The following is a 20,494-nucleotide window of genomic DNA, read 5'->3' on the forward strand; positions in this document are numbered from 1 at the left end:
AGAGACGCAATATTTTGCGTCTCCTCGTTGAACTACACCCACGCTGCGCCCACGACGAGACGCAAAATATTGCGTCTCTACCTCATGCTCGCAAGCCACTTCGCGATGTCTATAAATAAAAAAATCTACCTGCTTTTTAACTGCGAATTATTATAGATGAAGTGCAATATTTCTGTTATTGCAATAAAATAGCCCCATGGCGATAGAGAAAAAGCCGCTTATTTCTACCGTTCTCACACTTCAATTATGACAGGCCTACGCCTGCTGCCTGTTGCCCTGATAATGAGCTGCGCCGCGCTTCCGTGCCGCGCGCAGGATGCCCCCGGCAGCGGTCCGGCTCCCGCGGCCCAACCAAGTGCCAAGGCCGAGCCGAGCGCTAAACTGCTGAAGCAGTACCGGTTTTACGCCGGGGCGCAGGCGGCAGTGCAGGCCTTTCGGGTACAATCGACCAGTTATGCTACGCAGGAAGCCATTGTGAGGCCGCTTTACGTGTTTGCCGGCTATCAAATGACGCCGCATGTAGCCATCCAGGCGGGCTTTATGCGGCGCAGTACAGGCAGTTCAAAAATCACTTCGACCAGTTATAACCAGGCCAATCAGGTGGTCCTTTACAGCCAGGAACTGCAGCGATACAATGTCGCGGTACCCGTATTGCTGCGCGTACGTCTGGCCCGCCAGCCGGCTAACCGCTTCTACGTAGATGCCCTGCTGGGACCCACGCTACTCTTTCACCGGTATCAAATCGACGAAACCCTCACGGTGGGAGGGCAAGTGCAAAGTGATGTACACGAGGATTTCACCAGCCGGCATTTGTATCTAAGCGGCGGCTTTAGCGCCGGCTGCCGCCTCAGGCCCCACCTCGACCTTATGGTGGAAGCCACCGCCAACCGGGATACGGAAAAACCGGCTTCCGACGGTGTCAAACCCTTTACCTTCGGCGTTGGTGCCGGACTGCGCTACAGCTTCAACTTCTCAAAGGCGGCTGACTAAGGCTCAAGGCGCCTAGCAATTAGCACCGCCACTGCGGCCACTGGCGCGCCTAACGCAGCGAAAGTTTCTTGGTCACCAGGCCTTTTGCGGTGAAGAGCTGCAGCGTGTAGAGGCCCCGGGCCAAACTGCTCAAATCAAGCGTGCGCGCGGCAGCTGGCTTCGGCGTTTCGTCGCGGTACACCACGCGGCCGGTGGCGTCCTGCACGAGCAGGGGCGCGGCCAGGAGCGCTGGGTCAGTGGTTTGGAGGGTGAAGCGCCCGTCGGAGCTGGGGTTGGGCCACACGGTGAGCGCGGCAGCCAGAGCGGCGTCGCGGGTGGCCGTTATGGCGGTACCGATGGTTATATCGTCAACGAAAAGCACTGTTCCGACCGTTGGGCGGTTGGCGGCGCTCGAAGTGAACGACAGGTGCAGCGAATCGGGGATGGTCGCGTTGGAGTAGGTGATGGGTATGGTCGCCACCGTGTACGTGGCGGCGGGCGCCAGCAGGGCTGCTACAGAGGCGACCTCCTGGGTTTTGCCGCTGACGTAGCGGGTGAGCGAGAAAAAACAGCTGCCGAGTCGTTGGTGGCCGCGGGGCCCGTCAGCTTGTAATAAAACTGAATCTGGGTGGGGCGGCCAGTGTAGGGCACACCGGTAAACTCCGTGTCGTCCGTGGTGTACCTGATGCCACTACCTAAAGACAGGATGCCCGGCAATACCGGGAAGATGGACTGAAAGGGGGCGTACACCTTATTCTCAATCCTGGCGGCAAACGACCCGCCGTGCACGTCGGAGGTCTTCGTGACGGTGGCCGTGCTGGACGGTAACGGGGACTTGGCCGCATCGCTTAGTAAATCGTCGATGGTCTGCCAGTTCTGGGGGCTTCCACTCCGAGCGGTACTGCTTTGGTGCGTAGGGCCCAGGTCTCGAGGCCAGGGTTGCTAATGGTTTGGGCCTGGGTCGGGCCCAGCAGGCAGATGCCGGTCAGCAAAGCCAGCAGCGGGCGAAGAAGTGTTGTCATAAGTTGAGGGAAGGAAGGAGTAAGCTCGGGTACAACATTCTTCTGGCCTGTAAGTTAGCTCAAGAATTGCATCTTGCTAAAATAAGCAATAATTGCCGATTTATATTTACCCCATGGCCGGGATGCAGCAAGTAGCGCGGAGGGCGCTTATCGTTCTGGGAATGCTGCTGGCCGGAGCCGGGCCCTCATCAGCCCAATGGCTGGCCAATCCCCTGCGGCGCCTGCTGCGAGCGGACACCGCGGGCATGGCGCGCGTGCTGGCCCGGCCCGGCGCCTACCGCCTCCAAATCCTGTATACCCGCATCCGGCGTGACGTGGCGGGCCGCCCGCATTTTCGCAGCTACCGCTACCGGTTGCGGCCGCGCGAATACTTCTACCCCGCCAGCGCGGTGAAGCTGGCCGCCGCGGCCCTGGCGTTAGAGAAGATGCGTGATATTAACCGGCTCAAGCTAGAAGCGTTTCACGGACATACGCCGCCCATTGGCCCCGACTCGCCGATGCTGACCGACTCAGCCTTCGCCGGGCAAACGCGGGTGCTGCGCGATACCAGCAGCGCCTCCGGCCGGCCCAGCCTCGCCAACTACGTGCGCAAGGCCCTGCTCGTGAGCGACAACGACGCCTTCAATCGGCTCTACGAGTTTGTGGGGCCGGCCGAGCTGAACGCGGGCCTGGCCCGGCTGGGCCTGCACCGCAGCCGCCTGCTGCACCGCCTGTCCGTGGGCGACCAGGAACCCGCCAGCCGCCACACCAACCCCATAGCTTTCTACGCCGACACGGCCGCCACGCAGCTGCTCTACCAGCAGCCGGCCGCCTTCTACGGTGGCCCTGGCCCAAGCCGGGCCTGTGCGGCGAACGTATCGGCCAGGCCTACCTGCAAGGTGCCGAGCGCGTGCCCGGCCCGCTGGATTTCAGCCAGAAAAACGCGTTTTCGCTGCCCGACCTGCAGCGGCTGCTCCGGGCCGTGCTCTTTCCCGAAGCCGTACCGGCCGCCCGCCGCCTGCGCCTGGCCCCCGACGACTACGCCCTGCTGCGCCAGGCGCTTTCGCAATTGCCCCGCGAAAGCACCCACCCCCGCTTCGACGCCGCGCACTACCCCGACACCTACGCCAAGTTCTTGCTGGGTGGGGGTGGCACCACGGCGCTGCCGGCAGGCGTGCGCGTGTTCAACAAAATCGGCCAGGCCTACGGCTTTCTTATCGATAATGCCTACATCACGAACGAAGAGAAAGGAGTGGAATTCCTGCTCAGCGCCGTGATTTACGTGAATGCCGACGGCGTGCTGAACGACGACCAATACGAGTACGACAGCATCGGCTTTCCCTTTCTGCGCTCCCTGGGCCTGCGAGTGTACGAAGCCGAATGCCGCCGGGCCCAACGCGCAACGAAGAAGGGGAGGTAAAACCCCGGCCATGGTAGCCAGAGCTTTACCTCCCCTTCGCAGTTCCCTGGTTGCCTTACTGAACCGCCAGGCGGCGCGACTGGCCGCCGCCGCTTATTACGTAGAAGCCCGGCGCGAGGCCGCTGGGCAATACCGGCTGGAGCGGGCCGCTGGTGGGCAGCACGGCCGTGAGCAGCGCGCGGCCGGTGAGGTCAAACAGCTGCACCACCTGGCCAGGCGCCAGACCGGCCACCGATACCGTGCCCCGGGTGGGGTTGGGCCATACCTGCAACTGCGCCACCAGCCCAACGGGCCCTGTTACGGTTCGCACCGGCGAGAAGCTCTCGGTGCCGTCGGTGTCGATTTGGCGCAGGCGGTAGTACACGGTGGCACTGGGGTAGGCGCTTAGAGTGCCGTCGTCGAACTGATACCGGATGGGGCTGGAGCTGTTGCCCTGCCCGGCTACCCAGCCCAGGCGGCGGAACACCGTGCCATCCGTGGAGGCTTCCACGGCAAAGCCGGCGTTGTTCTTTTCCGATGCCGTGGTCCAGGCCAGGTGAGCCGTGGTCTTGCGGGCTTCGGCGGTGAAGGCCGACAGCTCAACCGGCAGGACGCTGCCGGCAATGGTAATGTTGGCGTTGTTGATGGCAAAAAACACGTTGTCCACGGCCTGGATTTTTATGCGGCCTTGGTTGGTGGTCACGCGCGGCAGCTGCAACGGCGTCGAGCCATCGTTGGGAGTGCTGGCCAGCAGCACGATGGGGAAGGTGTTGCCGCCATCGGTGGAGAACAGCACCTGCACGTTGGCGCAGCTCACGGGGGCCTGGTTGGTGCCCTGCACGTCCCAGGTCAGGTTGTAGGAGCTGCCCGGCGCGGCCGAGAAGGCAGCCGCCGGCGCAGTTACTTTGAAGGGGCCGCTCGCGGCCACGGTCAGGGCCATGTTGGCGCTGGCCACGCCGCCGCGGTTGTCGCGGGCCGTGAGGCGGAAGTTGAGCGCCCGGGCCACCTGGGGCAGAATTTCGCCCAGCGAAGTCGTGTTGTTCAGTATTGACGTCAAAGTGGGAAAGGTGCGCACCGGGCTCGCACTCGGGGCGAAGCTGCGAAACAGCGGCGGGCCCGAGGGGTCGGCAGCCGCGCCGGCCAGGCCGGTGGGGTCGCCCGTGTCCATCTGCTCCCAGGAGTAGGTGAGGGCTTGGCCGTCGGGGTCAGTGCCGCTGCCGGCCAGGCTGAAGGGCGTGCCCGTCGGGATGGTGTAGCTGCTGGGCGGCACGGTCAGGCTGGGCGGCCGGTTGCCGGTGGCCGTGAGGGTGCCGCAGGTGAGCTTGGGCAGAATGGCGCTGATGCTGCCGGCGTGGAAGTAAGGGATGCCGGCGCCCACGTTGTCGGGCGAGCAGCGCGAGTCGTACGACATGAGCGTGTTGCCCGCGCCCGGCTCGAAGGCAAGCGAAGCCTCCCGGTTGCCCCCGCCGCACGAGCCGCCGGTGCCGTTGAACGTGTGGCTGGAGCCCGGCCTGGTGGCCAATCTCGTGCGTGAGCACCGAAACCATGAGGCTGGCCGAGCCCCCGTGGACGCCCCACCGGCCGAGTAGGTGGGAAAGCACGCCACGCCCACATACGCCACGCCCGAGTAGCCGCCGGCCCAGTAGCCCAGCACGTGGCCCACCTCAAAGCTGCCCGCCCCGATGGTGGCGGGCACGTACGTGCGGTTGGTTTCCATCAGGGCCGACGGGCTGCTGTTGTCGTAGGGGTCGGTGCTGGCGTTGGTGAAGATGAGCTGGTCGGTGTTGGCTACCAGCTGCATGCGTACCGACAAGTCGCGCTCATACACCGCGTTGATGGCGTTCACCAGCGTTACCATAGTGGCGAGCGTGCCGGCCACCGTGCCGCCGCCCAGGCTCTGGGTGTACTCGCCGGTGGCTGCCAGGGCCAGCCGCAGCGTGCGCAGCGAGCGCCGTAAGGGGCCGGGGCCGCGGGCGGCGTGCCGCCGAGCAGGCGCTGCTGGGTGGGTAGCTGCCTGGCCAGGCACTCGAAGGCATCGGGGGCATCGGCGCGGCTGTGGTAGAGGTTGGCGGCGCCTTCGGCCACCACGCTTAGCGGGCCGGTGGGCGTGAGCACCTGGGCGTGCAGGCCGGCCGGCGTGGTTTCCAGCCGCACCGAGGTGGCGCGGTCGGTGAGGGCCTGGCCCGCATAGGTCTGAATCTGGGGGTAGCGGGCCGCCAGCGCGGGGGCCATCACGGGCACCCGGGTCATGGCAAAGCGGTGCAGGGTGCCATCCGGAAACGGCAGTTCCAGCGTCACGGCATCGGCCGGGCTCGTTTCTACGGGGGCTAGCGACAGGCGGGCCTTGAGCTGCGCGGCATCGAGGGTAAACCAGCTGCCGGGCTGCTGCTTTCCGGCGGCGCGGGCGGTAGGAGTGGCGGCCGCTTGCCACAGCGGGCCGCCCGTCTGGGCAAAGCTTTGCTGCACGAGTAGCAGCAAAAAAACCAAAGAACTGAAATAGGGAGTACGGGGTCTACTGTTCATAGGATAGTGGAAAATGTACTAAATATTAATTTCGAACTTGATGCTAAAACGGCTGCTTATTCCCCGGTCCGACGTTTTATTGAGCTATTGCGAATTGATATTTCACAAGCAAAATCATCGAAGAATGCATATGTTTCTCAGCCTCGCTTATTGCTAAGTTAAGCAGGTTGCTCCTAGAAATAAGTTGCTGAAAATTCAATATGATTATTACTAACAAATTAAAAATCAGTGTATAATGAGTATAATCACTTCGAAAAATCAAATCCCGTATAAGAATTTTGCCTATATATTTTCAACGCTGGTCAGCACTTGTTGTGCTGGCCGCTGTCGTTGCTGGCGCTTCTGCAAGAGCGGCCAAGCTCTTGCGCACGCAGTTGCGCCATGGATTTAGGCAATACTGTATTATTTATATTTTAAGCCCAAAGGTTGGCTCAACGAGCCGGCGGAATTAAGCCAAATGGATTCCTTTCGGGAGTTCGACGAACTGCCGTTTTTACTTCCCCAAACCAGCCGTGCGAGTTGGCTCAATGCCGGCCGCGCGCTGCTCTACAGCAGCAGAAAGGCGCGCAGCAACCTGACCCTAATGGAGCCGCTGCACCCAAAAATGCTCTACAGAAAGCGGGCTTTGAGGGCCGGGGTGGGGAGCATACAGCTCTCCTGGCGGCCGAACCACCGGTAGCGGTTGCGGGCCACGAAGCGGTACAGGCCGTCGCGCCAGCGCCGGGGCATCAGCCAGCCCAACCCGGCCAGCTGCCACACGCCTCCCAGGCGGCGGGCAATGCGCAGCACCGCGGTGGAGTGGGAGTACAGCCGGCCCCCACTGACCAACAGTACCGACTCCGGCTCCCGTGGCAGGGCGGCAGGGTCGAGGCCTAGGTCCGCCAACACGGCCTGGGCAGCTTCGCTTTGCAAGGCGGCAAACCGGAAGCGGCCCTCAGGGTCGTGGCGAATGACAAACTGCACGAACCCGTTGCAGAGGTTGCACACCCCGTCGAAAAGGATGGTATCGGGAGCAGTGTCGGGCATGGAGGGCATTGGGCAGGCAGGTGCGGGACTAGTAACGAGCAACCGGGCGCCGGGTTGGGCCACCACGGTTAGCCGCCACCACCGGGCAGCTCCGCAGTGCAGCCTGGCCAGGGAGAGAGTGGGCGTCGGCCGTATCTACGTAGTTGTCCTTGAAGATTAAGGGTTTTCCCGGCAGTTCCGCTTGCAAAGATGACCGTATAGCTTATCCGAACCAACCAATCAATCAAGATGAAGTTTTTCAAAAAGCCTTCGATAATAATTGCTGCCATGGTGCTGGGTCCCGGTCTGTTGGCATCGTGCCAAAGCAAGAACAACACAACCGCTGGCGACACGTCTGGCTCCGGCACTACTGCTGGTACAGAATCTACCATGAGTACCGACACGGCTGGCACGGGTGCAATGGGCGGCTCGGGCTCCACGGCCGGAGCGGGCGGTGCGGCTACCGGCGGCACGGGCTCGGCGGGGGCTCGGGCTCAACCAGCGGGACCACCACCGGCAGCACTACCCGCTAAATTGCGGCCCCGAACAAAAGTTTGTTCTTTCTTCGCAAGGCGAAAAGGTTGGTCTGTAGATGGCCGCCTTTTCGCCTTGTTCAATTTGAGCCCCTGGCGGCCACGCACGTAAGCGTTTTATGGGTAACGATAGTACCGGTTTTTGGGGCGTGTTGCGGCGGCCGTTTGTGCTCGACCTGCGGGCGCTGGCCCTGTTGCGGATAGCCACGGCCGCGGTGCTGCTCATCGATTTGGCCATTCGCAGCACCGACCTCGAAGCCCACTACGCCAACATGGGCGTGATGCCCATCGTCGCGGTGCTGGACCACGGCTGGACGCCCTACCAGTTTTCGCTGCACGCCGCCAGTGGCATGTGGCAGTTCGAAGCCCTCTTGTTTATAATAGCGGCGGTGCTGGCCGGGGCCTTGCTGCTGGGCTACCACACGCGGCTGGCCACGGTGGCCTCGTGGGTGCTGCTGGTGTCGCTGCAAAACCGCAACCCCTTCATCGCGCAGGGCGGCGACGACCTGCTGCGCATGCTGCTGTTCTGGGGCATCTTTTTGCCCTGGGGCCGGGTCTGGTCCTGGGATGCGCGCGGCAAACCTGCTCCCGAGCGGCTCGACTATTTCAGCGCGGCCACCGTTGCGTATATCGTGCAGCTGGCCTTGCTCTACTGGTGCACGGCTTTGCTGAAAAGCGGCGCCGAGTGGACCCGCGACGGCACCGCGCTGTACTACGCCTTCAGCCTCGACCAGGTGCTGCTGCCCGCCGGGCGCCTGCTCTATCCGTACCCGGAACTGCTGCGGCTGCTCACGTTTGGGGCGTATTTCACCGAGCTGCTGCTGCCGTTTGCGCTGTTTATTCCGGTGGGCGTGGCGTGGTGGCGCATGCTGGTATTTGGGGTGCTGGCGGTTTTTCACCTCTCCATCAGCGTCACCTTGTTTGTGGGGATTTTCTTTTTGGTGAACCTGGCTTCCATCCAGGGGCTGCTGCCCGGCGGGGTGCTCGATTGGATTACGCACCGCCTGGCACCCCACGCGGCGCGGGCCCGCCGCTGGCGCCCGCAATTGCCGGCCTGGCAGCTGCCGTGGCGCCTGCGCCTCGAGCGCACGGGCGCCCCGGCGCCCGGCCGGCGGCGGCTGGCGCGCGCCGTGCGCGAAACCTTCGTGGCCGTGGTGCTGGCCTACGTGTGCTGGTGGAACCTCGACGATGTGGCCGTCATCCGCCCGGCAGGCGGCCTCATGTCGGCGCCCATGCGCTGGTTCGGCTACCTGTTCCGGGTCGACCAGCACTGGGGCATGTTTGCCCCCACGGTGTTTAAGGACGATGGCTGGTACATCCTCGAAGGCACCACCACCGATGGCCGGCAGCTGGACCTGAACCGCAACGGCGCGCCCGTGCGCTACGACAAGCCTGCCTCGGTGGTGGCCTTGTTTAAGAACGACCGGTGGCGCAAGTACTCCGAGAATTACTTGTTCGTAAATAATGCCTGGATGCGGCCGTATTACTGCAACTACCTGCTTCGCGTCTGGCACGAGCGGCCCCAGCACCCGCCGCTGCGCCACCTGTCGGTGGTGTACATGAAAGAGGTGTCATTGCCCGATTACGAAACGTCGACGCCAATCCGTGAAGTACTGTGCGAGTGCGAGTTAGCAGTCGAATCGGGGAAGCCCAAGCAATAAATGGGTATTTACCCTTAGGAAAATACGGGTTAATCGCGCCAGCAACACTCGTATAGTGATGTAGCCGATGGCTAACAAACCTTCCTTTCCACTTTTTCCACGATTTATGAAACGTAAATGGCTTTTTGGGCTGACCGGTGCCATCATGTGCACGTCGCTCACCTTCTTCAGCGCATGCACCGCTTCCGAAAATGCCGGCTCCACGAGCGGCTCAACTTCGGGTAGCACCAGCGGTACTACTTCAGGCACAACGTCTGGCTCGACCACTTACGGCAGTACTTCCGGCACCACATCGGGCACCACCGATACCGGCACCACCACCACGGGTACCACCACAGGTACTACGACAACGGGTACTACCAGCGGCACTACGTCGGGCACTACCACTTCGGGTACCACCACAACTGGCACAACCACCTCGGGTACGACATCGGGCACGACCTCCGGTACCACTACTCGATAACCTTGCGTCTAAGAAGATAAAAAATGCCATTCCCGCGCAGGGAATGGCATTTTTTATGTTAGGATACGAATGCTTACACCCATTGCTTGAGATACTGAAACACCTCCGGGTGGGTGAGCAGGCCGCCGTGGTGCTGCTGGTTGAATACGGCGGTGCGCACCTTGGCGCCGGCCGCCAGGGCGGCCTCGTCGCCAAATGTGGTGTGTCCGCGTGCGCTGCCGTGGCCCACCAGGCCGTCGCCGAAGTACTCGCGCAGGGCCGAGGGCCGCGTCGAGCGCAGCCAGGAGCCCATCAGGATGTGGTATTGCACTCCCGGCAAGGGCGGCACGCTCGTGCGGGGCGGCACGAGGTCGTTGGCGTGGGCGTCCTGCCAGTCGTCCTCCACCAGAATGGAATAGCGCAGGTCCTTGATGCCGTTGCTGCGCTTGTTGAGGGCCTTGCTCAGAAAGCGGGTGGGAAACAGGTTGATGCGCTCCAGCAGCCGTGCCGTCAGGTGCGAGTTCTGTTCGAGCCAGGAGCCGTCGTTGGGCGTGCCGAGCAGAAACACCGACCGCAGGTGGGCCAGCCAGGGAGCTTTATTAAATGAGGAATGGGTAATGAAGAATGAGGAATTATTGGCCGGTGAAGGCACTTCCTCGCTCATTTTCTCCTGCGCATCCAATTCTTCATTCTTCATTCCTAATTCTTCATTAAGCGAAGCGTAATACCCTGCCGAGCGAATTATCAGCCCGCCCATGCTGTGGCCCACCAGCACCAGGCTCGCCGATGGCGTCGGGGTAGGTTTCGACCAGCTCGGTGAGCAGGCGGTTGAGCTCGCGGCCGTTTTCGGAGAGGTGCAGGCCGGAGTTGAAGCGCAGGTACAGGGTGCGCAGGTGCGCTTCGCGGGCCAGGCGCGTGCCGTAGCGGTGGGTGGCGGGGGAGTCCTGAAAGCCCGACTGCCAAATCGGCTCGTCGCCCATGAGCCCGTGCAGAAACACCACGGTTTTCTGGCGGGGCTCGCTGAGGCGCAGGTCGGCCACCGACACGTCTTCCCCGCCCCGCCGGAAGCTCATCCGGATAGCGCGGCGGTCGTAGCGGGCGGCCAGCTGGTCGCCCAGGGCCCCGTTTAGCACCGGCAGAAAGAAGTGCTGGTGGGCCTTGCCGGAGCGCACCAGGTAGCCCGCCCCTTTCACGGGTAGCAGGGCCGCCCACCCCACGGCCTGAAGGGCCCGGCGGAAGCGGGAAGGCGGCTTGGGGTCGGAATCGGGCATGAGCGGGAAAACGCGGCGGTAATGAAGTACTAAAGTAGCGCTGCGGCCGGCATTGGCGGGGCCGGCTGTGCATCGGCCGCGTACCCTTCCGCTAAAAATCACCGTACATTGTGGCTAAATTCCCAAGCACTACTTCATGAAGCTTTCTTCCCGTTCTGCCCTGGCCTTGGTGCTGGGCACCGCCCTTGCCGGCTCGCTCTCCTCCTGCGACTATCACTGGGGCCCCGGCAAAAACCCCCAATCCGTCAACAATTTCAATAACCCTCCGGGCTGGCGGAAAGTCGACGTCGACCGTGACAGTATCAACAACCAGCAGCGGGCCCCCGAGGCCGGCGGCGTAGGCTCGGCCGCGGCCATTGCCAACGGCACCGTGCAGGACCAGCTCAATTCGGCCCCGGGCGGCAAGAGCGCCGCTGCGTCGCAAAGCGCCAGCGGCCAAATGGCGCCGGTGAAAAATCCACCAGCGGCACCGGCAACCAAAATGTGAAGCCGCAGCCGGCCACCCAGCCCAAATAATTTAAACGCTGCCCTAAGAGCCCACTATCTGCCCGATAGTGGGCTTTTTACGTTTGGGCCAAGCGCCACCGTAGCGCGGCGTTGGGCTGGGCCTGGGCGGCCGGGGCTCAACCCCGCCGGCGGGTGGGGCCGTAGTAGCTACTTCCGGCCCTTGGCGAGGGCTCCTGCTTTTCCACATTTTACATTCCTTCTGCCTATGCTTTCCAACGATGCCACGCGGGCCAGTACGCCCGCCTTCACCGCCGTAGCGCCTGGCCTGAGCGTGCTGCGCGACGTGTTTGTGAACCTCTACTACGCCTTTCCACAAGACCAGCCCCAGGGGCCCTGGGTGCTCATCGACGCCGGCCTGCCGGGCTCGGCCGACAAAATCAAGCAGCACGCCGACGAGCAGTTTGGCGCCAACAACCCGCCCGAAGCCATTCTCCTCACCCACGGGCACTTCGACCACGTGGGCGCCCTGGACGGCTTGCTCGCGGCCTGGCCCAACGTGCCCGTGTACGCCCACCCGCTGGAGCTGCCCTACCTCACGGGCCGCTCGAGCTTTCCGCCCCCGACCCCACCGTGGGCGGGGGCATGATGGCCTACCTGTCGTTTGCCTACCCCAAGCACGCCTACGATTTTGGCGCGCGGGTGCAGGCCCTGCCGGCCGATGGCAGCGTGCCCGGCCTGCCGGGCTGGCGCTGGGTGCACACGCCGGGCCACACGTTTGGGCACGTGTCGTTCTTCCGCGAGCACGACAAGCTGCTGGTGGCGGGCGATGCCTTCACCACGGTCTTTGCCGAGTCGGGCATGGCCACCTACACGCAAAAGCAGGAAGTGCACGGCCCCCGGCCTACTTCACACCCGACTGGGACGCCGCCCGCGCCTCGGTTGAGCTGCTGGCCCGCATGGAGCCGGAAGTAGCCGCCACCGGCCACGGCATTCCCATGCACGGCGAGCAGCCTGCGCCGCCGCCTGGCCGATTTGGCTGCGCACTTCGATGCCATGGCCCGGCCCAAGACGGGCCGCTACGCCCACCAGCCCGCCACGGCCGATGCCAGTGGGGTGCGCTCGGTACCGCCGCCCGTGGTGAAGCCGTGGGTGGCCGGCCTGGCCGTAGCGGGCCTGGCCCTCGGCGCGGTGGCGCTGGCCAAGGCGGGCAATGGAAAAAGAACGACGGCCGCGGCAAGTCCCGGAAAGAAAAGCTGAGCGCAAATACCAGCGACAGCAGCTACCGGGCCTGGTACCGCGACAGCCCGGCCGAGCATAGCCCCTCGGGGCCCGACTGGCAGTACCGCCGCCCCGGCACCTTTGCCGACCAGCCCGCTGCCAGCTCCCCGAGCGCCGGCAAGTCCTACGCCGACCTGCGCTACTCCGACCAGCGCAGCCGCCGCATCGAAACACAATATCCGTAGTGAGATGAACACAAAAAAGCCCGCTCCAGACGAAGGAGCGGGCTTTTTTGTGTTTGGCAGCGAATAGAAAAACGGCCTAGAGCGCCACGGGCGGCTGCCCCGGCCGGGCGTAGCCGAAGCGCGCCGGCGGCATGGTTTCGTGGTAGCCGTCGAGGCCCGAAACGCAGGCCGTGCCCAGGGCAAACAGGTCCAGGGTCCCATCTTCCCGCAGGCCTTTATCACCTACATACACGTGCTCCACGGTGCCCACGAGCAACACCGTACCGTTGGAAATCGGCAGTTCTTCACGCAGCCGCAGGCCAATGCTCAACGGGCTTTCGGCCACGTAGGGCGCCGGAAAATCGTCGCGGTACTCGGCCGTAAAACCGCATTCCTCAAACTCTGACAGCTCGGGCCCGAAGTCGGCCGAAGTATAGTGGGCCTGCGCGGCCAGCGCCACGGGCACGTGGTTGAGGGTGTAGCAGCCGCAGGTTTTGATGTTTTGGTAGGTGTGGCGCGGCACGGTGGCGGGCCGTGTCACAATACCGAGCAGGGGCGGGTCGGAGCCCAGATGCAGCGCCGAGCTGAACACCGCCAGGTTGGTGGCGCCATCGGGCGCAGCCGTGCCGATGAGGTTGGCCGGCTTGAAGCCCGGCAGGCCGTTGACGAGGTTGAGCCGGTATATCCGCTCAAAGTTCTTGATGTCGGCGGCGGTAATGTGGCGCATGAAACACTGCGTTTAAGGAAGAGTGAGGAATGAAGAATGAAGAACATGGAATTGTTATCGGGACAACTCCAGATTCCTCATTCTTCATTCCTCATTAAGTGAAGCGTGCTACCGTTCCAGCTTGAAGCCGGGCTCGCGGGCGGGCGGCGCGGTGCGGTTGGCCACGGCCCAGCCGGTGAGGTACATCCAGTTGGTCATGCGCGTGAGCTTGGAGTAGTTGATGCGGCTGGGTTCGTCCTTGGGCGTGTGGTAATCCACATGCAGCCAGGAAGTGTACATCACGGCCGGAATGCCCAGGCGGGCATACGGCAGGTGGTCGGAGCGGAAGTACCAGCCTTCGGGGTGCGTGGCCTTGTCCCACTCGGTGTCGAGCTTGAACTTGGGGCCAGCCTGGTTGGCAGCCAGGGCGGTTTTCACAAGGTCGGAAGAGTTGAGGTGCGGGGCAATGGAGCCCAGCAGCGCGGCGCTGTCGGGGGCGTTGCGGCCCATCATCTCGGCGTTGAGCACGGCCACGATGGACGCCTGCGGCACCGTGGGCTTGGCGGCGTAGTAAGTTGAGCCAATGAGGCCGCGCTCTTCGGCGCCGTGGTACACAAACAGGGCCGTGCGACGGGCCGGCTGTTGCTTGAAGGCCCGCATGATGGCCAGCAGGGCCGCGCAGCCGGTGGCGTTGTCGTCGGCGCCGTTGTAAATCGAGTCGCCGGCAATGGGGGCGCGCACGCCGTCGTGGTCCTGGTGGGTGCTGAACAGCACGTTTTCTTTCTTGAGCTGGGCATCGGTGCCGGGTACTTTGGCCACGATGTTCACGGAGGGGTACAGGAAGCTTTCCACTTTCAAATCGGCCGTGAGCTGCTGGCCGGCCTGCTGCGCCCAGATGGCGGCGCTGGCGGGCAGCCATATCACCGGCGGCGAGCTCACCACCTTGGTGCTGGCCGCGCCGGGCAGGCTGTAGCGGCCCCGCTCATAGATGTGGCTCCAATGGTCGTAGAGGGCCTGCGAAGGCGCGTCGGAAATGAACACCACCGCTACGGCCCCGGCCTTCACCAGGTCGGTCGTTTGCCCACTGAACTTGCCAAACACATAGCGCCGGTAGCTGATGCCGTCGGTGGGAGCGCCCGATATCTGCACCGCCACGGCTTTGCCCTTCACGTCTACTTTGGCCAGCTCGGCGGCCGAGCCGGAGCCTACGAACACCAGCGGCGCGTTCACGGTGGCGTTGGTGGGGGCCGTCACCACGCCGTCCACGTCGAGCTTGACCTGGTGCGTGCCGATGCGCAGCGTACTGCTTTTGGCGAGGCGCGTGCGCTGCAGGTTAAACCACTGAAAATAGGTGCCGTCGTCGCCGGCCGGCTGCAGGCCAATGGCCCGAATCTGGTCGGCCAGCCACACGGAGGCCTTCAGGCTCGTCGAGCGTGCCGCCTTCGCGGCCCCGGAAATGGTCGCCGGCCAGCGCAAACACGTCGCGCTTGATGTCGCTCTCCTTAATGGCGGCCAGGGCGTTGGCCGAAGTGGCAGGTTTGCGGGCCGCTTGAGCTGGCTTTTTCTGAGCGAAGGCCGTTTGGGGCGCAGCCAGGCTCAGTCCCGCCAGCAGCAAGCCGGTGGTGGTTTTCAAAAGTGTATTCATGAGCGAAAAGCAGTGGAGTTGGATTTACTTCAAAGTAAGGCAGTGGTAAGCCTTACGAAGCCGAAGGTGCGGCATGACGGCCGATTTTGTCAAGCTATTTTTAAGCCAGGGCGGCGGCACCGGCCCCCACGTAGGTTTTTTCGCGCAGCCGAGCGGCCACCACGAGAAACAGGGTAACATTCACCGCCATCAAACCCACAAAAAACCAGTAATAGTTGGCGCCCTGAAAGCGGGCGAAAAACCCGCCACCGGCAATGCTGGCATTCATGATGCCCAGAAAGAAGTTGCCGCCGGCAATGGTGAGCAGCCACAGCGCCGTGGTGAGGCTTTTGATGACCTGTGGCGAGTGCGTGTAGGCGTACTCCAGCCCCGTAACGGCCACCATGAGCGTGCCGCCCGCCACCACAAAATACGCCAGCACCTGCCACCAGATGGACGGCTGCCCGCCCATATCCAGGCTGTGCTGAATGCCGGCCACAATGGCCAGGGCCAGCGCCACGATGACCATGCCCGTGCCCATGCGCCGCAGCGGCGTCATACGCAGCCCCAGCCGCTCCAGGCCCGGATATACGCGGTAGGGAAGCAGCGGATTCAGCCCAATGCCGAACACAATGCCCAGAATCTGAATCTGCTCGGGCAGCGGCGTAAAGCCCGGCCACAGCTCGCGGTCGAGGTGGGCGGCCTGCAGCACCCATTCGCTCACGCTCTGGTCGTAGAGCGCCCACACCACCGGGATGAAGACGAACACCACGCCCACCCGCCGCAGCGCCGCCCGGCCCTCGCCCGGCCCGAAGGTCTGGCGCAGGCCCGGCAGCAGGCCGGTGGGCGGCACGCGCACGTAGCGCCGGCGGCCCAGCCAGAAGATGAGCGTGGCCGCGCCCATCAGCAGGCCGGGCACGCCGAAGGCCACGGCGGGACCGTAGCGGGCATACAGCTCCGGGATGAAGGCCGTGGATAGCGCCGCGCCCACGTCGATGGCCAACTGAAACCAGCCGTAAGCCTTGGGCAGCAGGTGGGCGTTGTGGCGGGTAAACTGGTCGCCGAGGTTGGCCGTCACGCTGGACTTGATGCCGCCCATGCCCACCGCTATTACCAGCAGCCCCAGCCGAAAGCCGTTCAGGTCGTCGGCAAAGGCAGCCAGCAGGGCGTGGCCCACGCAGTAGAGCAGCGAGAGGTACAGAATGACGCGGTACTTGCCCACCACCCAATCGGCCAGTAGGGCGCCCACCACCGGCAGCGCGTAGCCCAACGCCGCAAACGAGTGCACGAAGTCGTTGGCGCGGGCCTCCGCTACGGCCGTCAGGGCCGCGCTGTGGCCGGGGTTGAAAAATTGAGCCACCAGAAACGTGGGCAGAATGGCCCGCATGCCATAGTAGCTGAACCGCTCGGCCACCTCGTTGCCGATGATGAAGGGCACCGCTTTGGGGAAAGTGGCCGCGGGGGCGTCGGCCGGCAGGGTAGGCGTGGGCATGCGAGGCGAAAGCAGGTGACGGACGACAAGAATAGAAATGAAAGAACGTCATGCCGGCCAACTTCCAACCCAAGGTCGGCGAAGCCAGGCATGACGTTCTAAGGTAAGCGGTTGAGCCAGATTTTCGCCTACTTCTGGCGGGCAGCCCAGGCGTCCATCTTGCGCTCCAGCACCGCCAGCGGCATGCCGCCGCCAACCAATAGCTCGTCGTGGAAAGCGCGCAGGCTGAACTTGGAGCCCAACTGCTTTTCGTAGCGGGCGCGCATTTCCAGGAGCTTGAGCCTGGCCCACTTTGTAGCTCAGGGCCTGGCCGGGGTTGCCCATGTAGCGCTCAATCTCAGCGGTTGCCAGCTGTTCGCTGATGACCTCGTTGTCGAGCATGTACTTGATGGCTTCCTCGCGGGTCATGCCCTTGGCGTGCAGGCCCACGTCCACCACCAGCCGGATGGCGCGGTGCATCTCGCCGCCCAGCGAGCCGGCGTACTGGTAGGGGTCGGTGTAGAGTCCCAGCTCTTTGCCCAGCGACTCGCAGTAAAGGCCCCAGCCTTCGCTAAAGGCGCTGTAGCCGCCAAAGCGCCGGAACTTGGGCAGGGCGGTATTTTCCTGCTGCAGCGAAATCTGGTAGTGGTGCCCGGGTATGGCTTCGTGCAAAAACACGTCTTCCATGGGCGGCAGGGAGGTAATGTTGTACTGGGTGGCGTCGAGGATTGGCACGTAGAAAATGCCGGCCCGGGTGCCATCGGCCGACCCGCGGGAGTACTGGGCACTAGCCGAAGCGGCCCGGTACGCCTCTGTTTGGCGCACTTCGAAAGGCGTTTTGGGCGTGCGGCCGAACATGTTCTTGAGGTTGGGCAGCATCCGCTGGTGAATGGCCTCGAAGCCGTCGAGCACTTCCTGCGGCGTTTTATAAGGCCGGAACTTCGGCTCGTTTTTCATGTAGGCAAAGAAGGCCGGCAGGTCACCCTGAAAGCCTACCTGCTTTTTCACGGCTTCCATTTCCGTGCGCAAGCGCTTCACCTCGCTCAGGCCGGTCTGGTAGATTTCTTCGGGCGTTTTGGTGGTCGTGGTGGCGGCCTGTACGGCGTAGCGGTAGGCAGCCGGGCCGCCGGGCAGGTCGGCAAAGCCGGAAGTGCTGCGGGACTTGGGCAAGTACTCGTTCTTCAGGAAGGTGTTTAGCTTTTGGTAAGCCGGCACCAGGCTCGGTGAGGATGGCCTGCTGGTAGGCGCTGGTGAGCCGGGTCTTGTCAGCCTCCGAGAAGCTGGCGGGCAGCTTGGCAACGGGGCCGTAAAACACGCTTTTGGTCGCGTCCGTGACCACCATGGCATCCAGCTGCGGAATCATTTTGACCACCAATGCCTTGGGCAGCACCACACCCCGGGCCATGCCCTGGCGGAAGTTGCCGATGGCCGAGTCGGCCCAGGCGGTGAACCCGTGCACCCGGCTCAGCCAATTATCGTAGTCTTTGATGGTTTTAAAGGGTTGCGCGCCCGTGCCAGACCCGTACTGAGCCATGCCCTGCGGCAGCCCTCCCGCTTGGCCAAAAGGCATCATCCACCGGATGTGCTGGAGGCCGGCCAAATCCGTTTGCAGCTGGTAGCGGAATACATCGTAGCTGACCTGGTCTTCGGCCGAGAGCTTGGCGCGGTCAAATTTCTGCAACGAGGCAAGGTACTGCTGGTAAAACTGTTGCTGCTGCTGACGGAAGGCGCGGGTCTGGTCGTTGGGCAGCTGGTCGTTGTAGCGGTAGTCGCCCTGGCTGGTGGCATTCAGCGGAAGCAGCCGGACTTGTTCTTCCGAGTACGCCTCAAACAGTGCCGCCAGCGGCGCAGAAGCGACCGGCTTTGCTGCGGTTGCGGCGGGCTTTGCGGTAGGTTTACCTTTTGCGCCACTGCGGGCGCCGCCGTAGCCAGCAGTAAGCCGGCGGCCAGAGGTAGTAATCTTCTCATTATTTAGTTCTTGGAAATTGGTTTGTCATTGCGGGGATTCATAAATCCGCCGCAAGCCCAGGTCCTGCAATTCGTCGCTGAAGTTAATGAAGCTGGAAAAGGACTTTAATACAAATGCTGATGGCCCGCTTTTCTAGTCAATCCGGTTCTGGGGTTTATCACCCGAGCCTCTTAACGCTTCGCCACGGCCGGCGCCAGCATTAGCTCGCGGATGTATTTGACCGGCGCGTTGCCGTAGCTGAGAAACTGCTCGTTGAAGGATTTGATGGAAAAGGCTTGGCCTTGTTTCTTTTTCATCTCCTCCCGCAGGGCCATAATCTCGGTGTAGCCGGCGAAGTAGCTGCTGAGCTGTACCTGGCTCAGGGTGGCGCGCCGCCACTTGTTGCGGGCTTCGGACTCTTCCTGGAAGCCCTCGCGCCGCAGCAAGGTTACCATTTCGGTTTCGCTCATGTTGTCGACCTGCACGGCGTGGTCGATGATGCTGTTGAGCGTCACGCGCATGTTCCACTTGTCCCAGAGCAGCCACATTTCGTCGGAGTTGTTGCCGTAGCCGTTTTCCAGCATCATGCGCTCGGCGTACACGGCCCAGCCCTCCGTCATGGCCCCGTTGCTGAAGATGCTCTTCACCAGCGAGGGCGAGCGGTTGCCGTATACTCGCTGGGTGTAGTGGCCGGGAATGGCTTCGTGGATGTTAAGAATCTGCAGGGTGTAGTCGTTGTACTCACGCAGGTAGCTCTCGGCCTGGGCCGGCGTCCACTCGGCCGGAATCGGCTCCACGTTGTAATAAGTATTGGCGCCTTTTTCATACGGCCCGGGAGCCGACACGCTGGCGCCCGCGCCGCTGCCGCGCATGTAGAGCGGGGTCTCACGTACAATCAGCGGCTGGCGTGGGTCCTGGGTCAGCAGCTTTTTATCGTTCACGAAGGCCACGAGCGTCGGAATCTGGGCCCTCACTGCCGCCACGAAGCCGTCGCGCGTGGTGTGTTTCAGAGTAAGCTGGTCGATGACGGCTGCAATCAGAGTCAGCGAGTCGGCGGGTGCGGCCTTGCCCGGCAGGTATTTGGAATAGAGGCGGGCGGCGCGGTGGCCCATGTCGTGCAGCAGCTCGGCCTTGTGCTTCAGGGCCTGCAGGTACACTTGGTCGGCCGTAAATCGGGACTGGATGTCGTAGGCAAACTTCTGGTCGTAGAGCTTCTTGCCGATGCGGAACGACCGGAATTTGCCCGCTGGCAACACGTCGTTCTTCAGGAAATCCAGGTACCCTTGTATGGCCTGCCGGGTGGCGGAAATGCGGGCGGTGAAGGTCTGTTTTTCAGCCGCGCTCAATCCCGACTTCTGCACCGAATCGGCCAGGGCGAGGCCAAATACGGCCATGCCGCCCGCCACTTGTTGCAGGGCCAGCTCGGTGTGCTCCTTGGTGGGCGTGCTGATGTTGGCTCGGGCAGCGGCGTAGTATTCGGCCGCGTGGCTGATTTTATCGGAGATGTTACGCAGGCGCCGGTCCAGGCGGTAGTAGCGGCCATTGAGCAGGGGGCCGACGGTGGCGCCCAGGTTGTAATTGGCGGGATTCCACTGCCAGGCTTTCAAGGTATCGGCATACCAGCGGCGGGCGCGCAGGCGTTACGCAGCAGGCGCAGGTCAATCTGGTTGGCGGGCGAGAGGCGAGCCAAGTCAAACGTGCCCAGTGTGGCCAGATTGGTCTGGGCAAACTTGGCGCTCCGCTGCCGTTGGGACGCGTCGGGTATCACCAGCAGCGAGTCGTACTTGTGGTAGCCCTTGGCAGCTGCCAGCTCCGGCTCCTGGCGCCACAGGGCCAGCAGGAACTGGGTTTTGTAAGCATCAAACCGGGCGTCGGGGGTGGGAGCGGGAGCCGCGGCCAGGCTGGCCGCCGGGAAGTAGCTGGTTGCCGTCAGCGCCAGCGCGAGTAAGGTAAGGGAGTGCTGTTTCATCGGTATAGATTAGGGAAGGAAAGCCGGCCGTGCCTCCAGAATAGCAGGTCCTCTTGCCCAATATCAGGAATAAGGAGGATTGT

General features: G+C 63.2%; 25 protein-coding genes and 1 pseudogene. 8 read left to right on the forward strand and 18 right to left on the reverse strand.

Going from position 1 to position 20,494, the window contains the following annotated elements:
• Window positions 1–282 precede the first annotated feature (282 nt).
• Window positions 283–990, forward strand: a complete 708-nt coding sequence (locus ACFQT0_RS12405) for an outer membrane beta-barrel protein (RefSeq protein WP_380203144.1) — start codon at window positions 283–285, stop codon at window positions 988–990.
• 49 nt (window positions 991–1,039) lie between these two features.
• On the opposite strand, the gene ACFQT0_RS12410 is transcribed toward ACFQT0_RS12405, so the two are convergent.
• From ACFQT0_RS12410 to ACFQT0_RS12420, 3 genes are read right to left on the reverse strand one after another with little or no spacing between them, the layout of a single operon-like run.
• The gene (locus ACFQT0_RS12410; RefSeq protein WP_380203146.1) at window positions 1,040–1,450 is read right to left on the reverse strand and encodes a T9SS type A sorting domain-containing protein; all 411 of its coding nucleotides are present in this window, start codon (window positions 1,448–1,450) and stop codon (window positions 1,040–1,042) included.
• A gap of 32 nt (window positions 1,451–1,482) precedes the next feature.
• Window positions 1,483–1,758, reverse strand: coding sequence for a hypothetical protein (locus ACFQT0_RS12415; protein WP_380203148.1), 276 nt, complete (start codon window positions 1,756–1,758; stop codon window positions 1,483–1,485).
• 59 nt (window positions 1,759–1,817) lie between these two features.
• Window positions 1,818–1,991 (reverse strand): hypothetical protein, encoded by a 174-nt coding sequence (locus ACFQT0_RS12420; RefSeq protein ID WP_380203150.1) that lies wholly within the window; start codon window positions 1,989–1,991, stop codon window positions 1,818–1,820.
• Window positions 1,992–2,152: 161 nt separating this feature from the next.
• Here ACFQT0_RS12420 and ACFQT0_RS12425 point away from each other — a divergent pair, with 161 nt between their 5' ends.
• Window positions 2,153–3,247 (forward strand): serine hydrolase, encoded by a 1,095-nt coding sequence (locus ACFQT0_RS12425; RefSeq protein ID WP_380203153.1) that lies wholly within the window; start codon window positions 2,153–2,155, stop codon window positions 3,245–3,247.
• Window positions 3,244–3,390 (forward strand): hypothetical protein, encoded by a 147-nt coding sequence (locus ACFQT0_RS12430; protein WP_380203155.1) that lies wholly within the window; start codon window positions 3,244–3,246, stop codon window positions 3,388–3,390. The genes ACFQT0_RS12425 and ACFQT0_RS12430 overlap by 4 nt, the downstream gene beginning before the upstream one ends.
• A gap of 55 nt (window positions 3,391–3,445) precedes the next feature.
• Here the strand turns inward: ACFQT0_RS12430 and ACFQT0_RS12435 are convergent, their stop codons facing one another.
• From ACFQT0_RS12435 to ACFQT0_RS12445, 3 genes are all read right to left on the reverse strand, one after another.
• Complete coding sequence (locus ACFQT0_RS12435) at window positions 3,446–5,314, reverse strand: zinc-dependent metalloprotease (protein ID WP_380206000.1); 1,869 nt, start codon at window positions 5,312–5,314, stop codon at window positions 3,446–3,448.
• The gene (locus tag ACFQT0_RS12440; protein ID WP_380203157.1) at window positions 5,221–5,835 is read right to left on the reverse strand and encodes a hypothetical protein; all 615 of its coding nucleotides are present in this window, start codon (window positions 5,833–5,835) and stop codon (window positions 5,221–5,223) included. The genes ACFQT0_RS12435 and ACFQT0_RS12440 overlap by 94 nt, the downstream gene beginning before the upstream one ends.
• A 666-nt stretch (window positions 5,836–6,501) precedes the next feature.
• Window positions 6,502–6,927 carry a thiol-disulfide oxidoreductase DCC family protein gene (locus ACFQT0_RS12445; protein ID WP_380203159.1) on the reverse strand — a complete coding sequence of 142 codons (426 nt, stop codon included), beginning with the start codon at window positions 6,925–6,927 and terminating at the stop codon, window positions 6,502–6,504.
• Between the two features lie 622 nt (window positions 6,928–7,549).
• Here ACFQT0_RS12445 and ACFQT0_RS12450 point away from each other — a divergent pair.
• Window positions 7,550–9,091, forward strand: a complete 1,542-nt coding sequence (locus tag ACFQT0_RS12450; protein WP_380203161.1) for a hypothetical protein — start codon at window positions 7,550–7,552, stop codon at window positions 9,089–9,091.
• Here ACFQT0_RS12450 and ACFQT0_RS12455 read toward each other — a convergent pair.
• The 4 genes from ACFQT0_RS12455 to ACFQT0_RS12470 form a co-directional block, all read right to left on the reverse strand.
• Window positions 9,059–9,358 (reverse strand): hypothetical protein, encoded by a 300-nt coding sequence (locus ACFQT0_RS12455; protein WP_380203163.1) that lies wholly within the window; start codon window positions 9,356–9,358, stop codon window positions 9,059–9,061. The genes ACFQT0_RS12450 and ACFQT0_RS12455 overlap by 33 nt on opposite strands.
• Complete coding sequence (locus tag ACFQT0_RS12460; protein ID WP_380203165.1) at window positions 9,359–9,508, reverse strand: hypothetical protein; 150 nt, start codon at window positions 9,506–9,508, stop codon at window positions 9,359–9,361. It lies immediately after the preceding gene.
• A gap of 119 nt (window positions 9,509–9,627) precedes the next feature.
• Entirely contained in the window at window positions 9,628–10,308 is a 681-nt protein-coding gene (locus ACFQT0_RS12465) for a hypothetical protein (protein WP_380203167.1), read from the reverse strand.
• Window positions 10,244–10,804 (reverse strand): hypothetical protein, encoded by a 561-nt coding sequence (locus ACFQT0_RS12470; RefSeq protein ID WP_380203169.1) that lies wholly within the window; start codon window positions 10,802–10,804, stop codon window positions 10,244–10,246. The genes ACFQT0_RS12465 and ACFQT0_RS12470 overlap by 65 nt, the downstream gene beginning before the upstream one ends.
• Before the next feature lie 136 nt (window positions 10,805–10,940).
• On the opposite strand from ACFQT0_RS12470, the gene ACFQT0_RS12475 reads away from it, so the two are divergent.
• The 4 genes from ACFQT0_RS12475 (at window position 10,941) to ACFQT0_RS12490 (ending at window position 12,714) form a co-directional block, all read left to right on the forward strand.
• A complete protein-coding gene (locus tag ACFQT0_RS12475; protein ID WP_380203171.1) occupies window positions 10,941–11,291 on the forward strand; it encodes a hypothetical protein in 351 nt (116 codons plus the stop codon).
• Between the two features lie 225 nt (window positions 11,292–11,516).
• Window positions 11,517–11,897, forward strand: a complete 381-nt coding sequence (locus ACFQT0_RS12480) for an MBL fold metallo-hydrolase (RefSeq protein WP_380203173.1) — start codon at window positions 11,517–11,519, stop codon at window positions 11,895–11,897.
• Complete coding sequence (locus ACFQT0_RS12485) at window positions 11,882–12,223, forward strand: MBL fold metallo-hydrolase (RefSeq protein WP_380203175.1); 342 nt, start codon at window positions 11,882–11,884, stop codon at window positions 12,221–12,223. The genes ACFQT0_RS12480 and ACFQT0_RS12485 overlap by 16 nt, the downstream gene beginning before the upstream one ends.
• A complete protein-coding gene (locus ACFQT0_RS12490) occupies window positions 12,208–12,714 on the forward strand; it encodes a hypothetical protein (RefSeq protein ID WP_380203177.1) in 507 nt (168 codons plus the stop codon). The genes ACFQT0_RS12485 and ACFQT0_RS12490 overlap by 16 nt, the downstream gene beginning before the upstream one ends.
• A gap of 76 nt (window positions 12,715–12,790) precedes the next feature.
• Here ACFQT0_RS12490 and ACFQT0_RS12495 read toward each other — a convergent pair whose 3' ends face one another.
• The 8 genes and pseudogenes from ACFQT0_RS12495 to ACFQT0_RS12535 all read right to left on the reverse strand — a co-directional run bounded on the left by ACFQT0_RS12495 (window position 12,791) and on the right by ACFQT0_RS12535 (window position 20,411).
• Window positions 12,791–13,420 (reverse strand): flavin reductase family protein, encoded by a 630-nt coding sequence (locus tag ACFQT0_RS12495; protein ID WP_380203179.1) that lies wholly within the window; start codon window positions 13,418–13,420, stop codon window positions 12,791–12,793.
• Between the two features lie 108 nt (window positions 13,421–13,528).
• Window positions 13,529–14,809: a M28 family peptidase gene (locus tag ACFQT0_RS12500; protein WP_380203181.1), complete on the reverse strand. Its 1,281-nt coding sequence runs from the start codon at window positions 14,807–14,809 to the stop codon at window positions 13,529–13,531.
• On the reverse strand, window positions 14,733–15,044 hold the full coding sequence (locus tag ACFQT0_RS12505) for a hypothetical protein (RefSeq protein WP_380203184.1): 312 nt from the start codon (window positions 15,042–15,044) through the stop codon (window positions 14,733–14,735). The genes ACFQT0_RS12500 and ACFQT0_RS12505 overlap by 77 nt, the downstream gene beginning before the upstream one ends.
• 100 nt (window positions 15,045–15,144) lie before the next feature.
• On the reverse strand, window positions 15,145–16,515 hold the full coding sequence (locus ACFQT0_RS12510; RefSeq protein WP_380203186.1) for a POT family MFS transporter: 1,371 nt from the start codon (window positions 16,513–16,515) through the stop codon (window positions 15,145–15,147).
• 48 nt (window positions 16,516–16,563) lie between these two features.
• Window positions 16,564–17,664 (reverse strand): DUF885 domain-containing protein, encoded by a 1,101-nt coding sequence (locus ACFQT0_RS12520; protein WP_449272063.1) that lies wholly within the window; start codon window positions 17,662–17,664, stop codon window positions 16,564–16,566.
• Between the two features lie 112 nt (window positions 17,665–17,776).
• Window positions 17,777–18,454: pseudogene (locus tag ACFQT0_RS12525) on the reverse strand (DUF885 family protein); the annotation flags it as partial.
• Window positions 18,455–18,633: 179 nt separating this feature from the next.
• Window positions 18,634–20,049 (reverse strand): DUF885 domain-containing protein, encoded by a 1,416-nt coding sequence (locus tag ACFQT0_RS12530; RefSeq protein ID WP_380203188.1) that lies wholly within the window; start codon window positions 20,047–20,049, stop codon window positions 18,634–18,636.
• Window positions 20,046–20,411 (reverse strand): hypothetical protein, encoded by a 366-nt coding sequence (locus ACFQT0_RS12535; protein WP_380203190.1) that lies wholly within the window; start codon window positions 20,409–20,411, stop codon window positions 20,046–20,048. Before ACFQT0_RS12535 ends, ACFQT0_RS12530 begins: the two co-directional genes overlap by 4 nt.
• Window positions 20,412–20,494 lie beyond the last annotated feature (83 nt).

The sequence above is a fragment of the Hymenobacter humi genome (assembly GCF_042665855.1).
GTDB classification, from domain to species: Bacteria; Bacteroidota; Bacteroidia; order Cytophagales; family Hymenobacteraceae; genus Hymenobacter; species Hymenobacter humi.

Excerpts from the sequence above, each read along its gene's own strand:
- ACFQT0_RS12405 (WP_380203144.1), top strand. The coding sequence starts at position 283 with ATGAGCTGCGCCGCGCTTCCGTGCCGCGCGCAGGATGCCCCCGGCAGC.
- ACFQT0_RS12420 (WP_380203150.1), bottom strand. The coding sequence starts at position 1,991 with ATGACAACACTTCTTCGCCCGCTGCTGGCTTTGCTGACCGGCATCTGC.
- ACFQT0_RS12425 (WP_380203153.1), top strand. The coding sequence starts at position 2,153 with ATGCTGCTGGCCGGAGCCGGGCCCTCATCAGCCCAATGGCTGGCCAAT.
- ACFQT0_RS12445 (WP_380203159.1), bottom strand. The coding sequence starts at position 6,927 with ATGCCCTCCATGCCCGACACTGCTCCCGATACCATCCTTTTCGACGGG.
- ACFQT0_RS12450 (WP_380203161.1), top strand. The coding sequence starts at position 7,550 with ATGGGTAACGATAGTACCGGTTTTTGGGGCGTGTTGCGGCGGCCGTTT.
- ACFQT0_RS12470 (WP_380203169.1), bottom strand. The coding sequence starts at position 10,804 with ATGCCCGATTCCGACCCCAAGCCGCCTTCCCGCTTCCGCCGGGCCCTT.
- ACFQT0_RS12475 (WP_380203171.1), top strand. The coding sequence starts at position 10,941 with ATGAAGCTTTCTTCCCGTTCTGCCCTGGCCTTGGTGCTGGGCACCGCC.
- ACFQT0_RS12480 (WP_380203173.1), top strand. The coding sequence starts at position 11,517 with ATGCTTTCCAACGATGCCACGCGGGCCAGTACGCCCGCCTTCACCGCC.
- ACFQT0_RS12490 (WP_380203177.1), top strand. The coding sequence starts at position 12,208 with ATGGAGCCGGAAGTAGCCGCCACCGGCCACGGCATTCCCATGCACGGC.
- ACFQT0_RS12495 (WP_380203179.1), bottom strand. The coding sequence starts at position 13,420 with ATGCGCCACATTACCGCCGCCGACATCAAGAACTTTGAGCGGATATAC.
- ACFQT0_RS12505 (WP_380203184.1), bottom strand. The coding sequence starts at position 15,044 with ATGAATACACTTTTGAAAACCACCACCGGCTTGCTGCTGGCGGGACTG.
- ACFQT0_RS12510 (WP_380203186.1), bottom strand. The coding sequence starts at position 16,515 with ATGCCCACGCCTACCCTGCCGGCCGACGCCCCCGCGGCCACTTTCCCC.
- ACFQT0_RS12535 (WP_380203190.1), bottom strand. The coding sequence starts at position 20,411 with ATGAAACAGCACTCCCTTACCTTACTCGCGCTGGCGCTGACGGCAACC.